Source organism: Trichococcus sp., from assembly GCF_049589555.1.
GTDB lineage: Bacteria > Bacillota > Bacilli > Lactobacillales > Aerococcaceae > Trichococcus.
The window spans coordinates 1-4,906 of sequence record NZ_JBAWAZ010000275.1; the positions used below are offsets into that span (position 1 = coordinate 1).

The 4,906-nt window shown below is 49.8% G+C and carries 7 protein-coding genes; 6 read left to right on the forward strand and 1 reads right to left on the reverse strand.

The genetic code is table 11. From position 1 onward, the window contains the following. Nucleotides 1-856, reverse strand: an 856-nt coding sequence (locus tag WBV27_RS09960) for a YitT family protein (RefSeq protein ID WP_424201669.1), incomplete at its 3' end; no start/stop codon positions are given. Between the two features lie 168 nt (nt 857-1,024). Here WBV27_RS09960 and comGA point away from each other — a divergent pair. The 6 genes from comGA to comGF are packed head-to-tail and all read left to right on the forward strand — an operon-like array spanning nt 1,025 to nt 4,637. Then, nucleotides 1,025-2,068 carry a competence type IV pilus ATPase ComGA gene (comGA, locus tag WBV27_RS09965; RefSeq protein WP_424201671.1) on the forward strand — a complete coding sequence of 348 codons (1,044 nt, stop codon included), beginning with the start codon at nt 1,025-1,027 and terminating at the stop codon, nt 2,066-2,068. Next, nucleotides 2,025-3,092 carry a competence type IV pilus assembly protein ComGB gene (gene comGB / locus WBV27_RS09970; RefSeq protein ID WP_424201673.1) on the forward strand — a complete coding sequence of 356 codons (1,068 nt, stop codon included), beginning with the start codon at nt 2,025-2,027 and terminating at the stop codon, nt 3,090-3,092. Before comGA ends, comGB begins: the two co-directional genes overlap by 44 nt. Then, the gene (gene comGC, locus WBV27_RS09975; protein WP_424201675.1) at nt 3,092-3,427 is read left to right on the forward strand and encodes a competence type IV pilus major pilin ComGC; all 336 of its coding nucleotides are present in this window, start codon (nt 3,092-3,094) and stop codon (nt 3,425-3,427) included. The genes comGB and comGC overlap by 1 nt, the downstream gene beginning before the upstream one ends. Nucleotides 3,428-3,441: 14 nt before the next feature. Next, entirely contained in the window at nt 3,442-3,885 is a 444-nt protein-coding gene (locus tag WBV27_RS09980) for a prepilin-type N-terminal cleavage/methylation domain-containing protein (protein ID WP_424201677.1), read from the forward strand. Next, nucleotides 3,860-4,201, forward strand: a complete 342-nt coding sequence (locus tag WBV27_RS09985) for a hypothetical protein (protein WP_424201679.1) — start codon at nt 3,860-3,862, stop codon at nt 4,199-4,201. Before WBV27_RS09980 ends, WBV27_RS09985 begins: the two co-directional genes overlap by 26 nt. Then, entirely contained in the window at nt 4,170-4,637 is a 468-nt protein-coding gene (comGF, locus tag WBV27_RS09990; RefSeq protein WP_424201681.1) for a competence type IV pilus minor pilin ComGF, read from the forward strand. The genes WBV27_RS09985 and comGF overlap by 32 nt, the downstream gene beginning before the upstream one ends. The last annotated feature ends 269 nt before the right edge of the window (nt 4,638-4,906 follow it).

Sequence of the window (4,906 nt, forward strand, 5' to 3'; positions counted from 1 at the left end):
TTTGTTGGTAGTGCTCATCCGAAATCAAATAAGAGAAACCTTCGCCGATGACGCTTTGGGCTTCGCTGATTGTGAAAAAAGCTTTCGGATCGATGGCTGTCACAATCCGGTTTAGCGGCATCAATTGCTGTCTGTTGACGACAATCAAAATCACCTTCTTCTGGCTTTTGGAGTAATAGCCTTCTCCTTCCAAAAAGGTCATTCCGCGGCCGATTTTTTTATCGATTGCCTCAGCGATTTCCTGATGCCGCTCCGAGATGATCAGGACTTGTTTTTTCGGATTGAACCCTTCAAGGATGAAATCCAGCACTTTCGTTTGCACATAGAGATGCACGACAGTCAAAACGACATTCTCCAGCCCGATGACGAAGATGGAAGGTCCGACGACGAATAGGTCCAATACGACCAGTGCGATACTGGTGCTCCAGCCGAGATATTTATTGAAAATCAAGGCGATGATATCGGTCCCGGCCGTGGAACCGCCCGCCTGCATCACGAGTCCCAAGCCTGTGCCGACCAAAAATCCGGAGCAAAGCGGCGCCAGAATGATTGTTTCCATCGGATAGCGCCAAGCAGCCGTCAGATAGAGAAACACCGACATCAACAGTGTGGCCAAAAGCGTCAGCCTCATGGTCGATTTTTCCAAAAAGCGGAACCCGATGACCAGTATGATGGCGTTCAATACGAAACTCGTTATGGCTACCGGGACATTCATGGTATAGAAGGCCAACAAACTAATGCCGGTGACGCCGCCTTCACCAAGATTGTTCGCAACGGAAAACATATTGATGCCCACCGCGAACAGAAATGTTCCGGTCGCAATCAGAAGAATCGAACCAGCAACGTTTTTTTTCAAAAAGTCCACCTCCCTTGTACTTGAGTGATCCCGCATGTTTTTCGCGTACGGGACCGCTGTTTATGCCAATATAACATATTTTTAACTAAGTTTCTCGTCGGATAAAGAGCGGACGCGAGGATTTTGCAGAAGCTATAAGTGACGGCAAAATAGAAATGAGGTGATGATATGGAAGAAAAAGCAGAGAGCCTGTTGGCTGATGCGATGCGGCTGGGTGTTTCCGACATCCATCTGCTCCCTTATGAAGACCACTATGAACTCTTTTTCCGCGTGAGTACCGGATTGTCGAAAGTATCGGTGTATTCAATCGAAAAGGGTGAACGACTGATTTCTTATTTTAAATTTCTTTCGAACATGAATGTGGGCGAAAGGCGGAAACCGCAATCCGGTGCTGTCAGGTACCGGCTGAACGGCAAAAAAATTGAACTGAGGCTGTCCACCATCGCAAATTTCCGCTACCAAGAGTCGCTTGTCATCCGTATGCTGTACGCCAATCCGGGTTCTGAGCCGGGTTTGCACGCATTTTTCCCTGCCCAGGAGGCGGAGTTGCTCGAACTGTTGGACCATAAGAGCGGGCTGGTGTTGTTTTCCGGACCTACCGGTTCCGGGAAAACGACCACCATCTATCATTTGCTGCGCAGGAAATATGCCGATGAACCGCTGCAGATCATTACGATGGAGGACCCGGTCGAAATTGAGGAGCCGCTGTTTCTGCAGGCCGAAGTGAACGAAGCTGCGGGCATCACGTACGATCTGCTCATCCGCCAGTGTCTGCGTCATCATCCGGACATCCTCGTCATAGGCGAAATCCGGGATGAGGAAACAGCCAAAATGGTAGTGAGAAGCGCATTGACCGGACACTTGGTGATCGCAACGATCCATGCCAAAGAGTCGTTCGGGGTATTGGAAAGGCTGCGGGAACTGGCTATTTCTTCCGAACAAATGAAGCAGACGTTGCTCGCTGTCGTTTCCCAACGTCTGATCGCAAAATATTGTCCGTTGTGCTCCGGTAAGTGCACGATTCACTGTTCCCACTATCAGGTAAACGAAAAGTCGGCTGCCATCTACGAAATATTGGCAGGCAAGGAACTGCAGAATCATCTGCAGAACAAGGAGGACAGAAAGCGGTTTGTCACTCTGAATGATAAATTGCGAAAAGCCTATGCATGTGGATACATTACGGAAAAGAATTACCTGGAGAATCTCGTCTGAAAAACGTTGGCAGGCAAAAGAGCAGGCATATTTTCTGAGGCGCTTGGGTGAATTGCTGAAGGAAGGGTTTTCGTTGTCCGACGGGCTCGCCTTTCTGAAGATGATGCAGCCGAAGCGCGTGGACGATATCCAGCGCATGATGGCCAAACTGGAAACAGGCATCAACCTTGCTGATGCAATGGCTGGATGCGGCTTTTCGGAGCAAGTCGTATCGCAGCTGCGGCTTTCCTTCCTTCACGGGAAATTGACGGAAACTTTGCTGTTTTGTTCCGACTTCCTGACGGAAAAGGACAAACAGCTGCATAAGCTCAGAAAAGTCTTGATCTACCCGTTATTTTTGCTGGTCTTCGCGAATGCTATGCTGATCGCGATCAGGCAGGTCCTGCTTCCCAGTTTGGAAACGATGCTGGTGCCCGCGGAAGAAGGTTCCGGCGTGATGGTCCGACTCATCCTGAATTACCTGAAGAACCTGCCGCTCATCATTTTGGGCACATTGGCATTAGGCGCCGGTGTGTTCCTGTTGTCAAAAAATTATTTGAAAAAGAAGTCAGCTTTCCAAAAATCGCTGCTGTTCTGCAGGATTCCGCTCTTCAGCAAATGGGTCCAACTCTACTATTCCTTTTTTTTCTGCCGCGAATACGCCTATTTCTTCCACAATGGCATGCAGTTGAACCAAATCGTTTCGCTGATGCGCGGCGATGAAGGTACTGCCTGGATGAAGGAAATATCCGGATTGGTGGAGGAAGGGCTGATGCAGGGCGACAGCCTGACGACGATCATCAAACGTTATCCCATCTTCAAGGAGGAGATGGGGTGGATCATCTATCACGGCGAGCTCACCAGTCAGTTGCCGATCAAGTTGAGCATGTACAGCGAAGAATGTTTCCGGCTGCTGATTGCGGATATCGAACAGAAAATCGGCTGGCTGCAGCCTGTCTTGTTTCTCATGGTCGCCGTCATCGTGATGGCGATCTATCTTATATTGTTGATGCCGATGCTTAGTTCATTAGGAGGTATGTATTAATGAAAACAATCAAAAAAACACTAAAAAACAAACAAGGTTTCACATTGATGGAAATGGTCCTGGTCCTGTTCATCATCTCTGTGCTGATGCTGATGATCATCCCGAATGTGGCGAACACCAAGAAAAGCGTTGAGACCAAAGGGACGGATGCTTTGGCGGTCGTCGTGCAGACCCAAGCCAACATGTACGAACTCGATACGGGTACGGAAGCGGCGAGTTTCACTGTCCTGAATACGGCGGGGTACCTCAGTGATAAACAGGAGACTGAAGCGACCGCCAAACTGACGATAACCGCCGGCGAAGTTGAACCGATTGAAGTTGTTGTCACGCCTTGATGATGGGCTGACCGATGCGCAAGAGCGGCTTCACTTTGTTCGAAAGCCTATTGGTGCTGTTGATCGCATCCATGATTCTGCTGCTGACTCCGCAACTGGAAACTGCAACGGATGAATTCGCATTCAATCTGTTTTTGGACGATTTCCTGACGGAGCTGCACACGGCGCAGAGTTATGCGGTCATCACCGGAAACGGCGTCAATATGGATGTCGTGCGTCCACTCGGGGCAACGCATTACGCTGTTTTCAAAGACAGTGCCGGTTCGGACCGTTACATCAACCGCAAGCTGCTGTTGCCTGAAGGGGCCAGGGTGATCCAAGGCTACACCGGATTCATCAAAGGGGGCAGCGGTTATCTGCAGCCGAACACCATCATCATGGAAACAGCCCGATATCGCTACACCATCACAATCCAATTGGGGAGCGGTCGTTATGAAGTCAACAAAGCTAAACGGTAGCAGCGGTTATATGCTTTTCGAAAGTTTGATCGCTTTGGCCATGGTCAGTATCTCCCTTTACGTGCTGATTCCGCATTCCGTTCAGTTTTTTACGACTTTGAAAGCGGCGGGAGCGGAAGTTGCCTATTGGCGGGTCGCCCAGGACCAGATGCAGGTCATCGCCGAGGGAGGCAGCCCGATCGGAAGTCAGGCTTCCGGAGGGCTGCTGTTCATCACTACTTGGAATCCGGAAACCGCGCAGTTGGTTGTGAACGGTGGTGATGGGACTGAAAGGGTGGAAGTGCATGCTGAGGAAATCCAAACGGAAGGTCCGTAAACAATCGCAAGCCGGATTCACTTTGTTGGAAGCGGCGTTTGCCCTGACTGTCAATACGATGGTGCTCCTGCTGATGATGGGAGGAATGGAGGTGATCCGCACTGCGAATATCCAGTTGGAGAAGACTCAGGATGCAGAATGGCATCTTTTCCTGATCCAACTCGAGCATGAATTGGAGGATGAGTTACTGGTCCAAAAGACCAGTACGACCATCCGCACCAAATCGCAAAATCCGGCCGACTCGGCCGCCTACACTTATGAATTCCGGATCAACAAAGTCCTGCGATACAAAAATGGGGCCGGCTATCATCCGATGCTGCTGCATGTCAAAGCGCTGAAATACGAGGTGACCAATGAAGGGTTTTCTATCCAGGCTACGCTTTCCGACAACCAGACGCGCAGAGCGCATCTCATCCTGCCGAAGGCACCCATTTGAAGGTGAACGTTCACGGGGGAAGAGCGGCTCGATCTTACCAATCACCATTTTCTACCTGTTCCTTTCACAAATGATGCTTTTCGGAATAATAAGGGTTTATGAGAATCAGCTCTATCTGTACAGATTGACGGAAAACCACTACAAAGCGCAAACTTTGCTGGCCTATACAGACTACTGGCTAAAGAATAAAAATGAAGCATCGAATCCGGAAAGTCGGATCGTACCAGCCTCCCTGACTTTCGAAGAAGGGATTGTGCACTGCGTAGCGG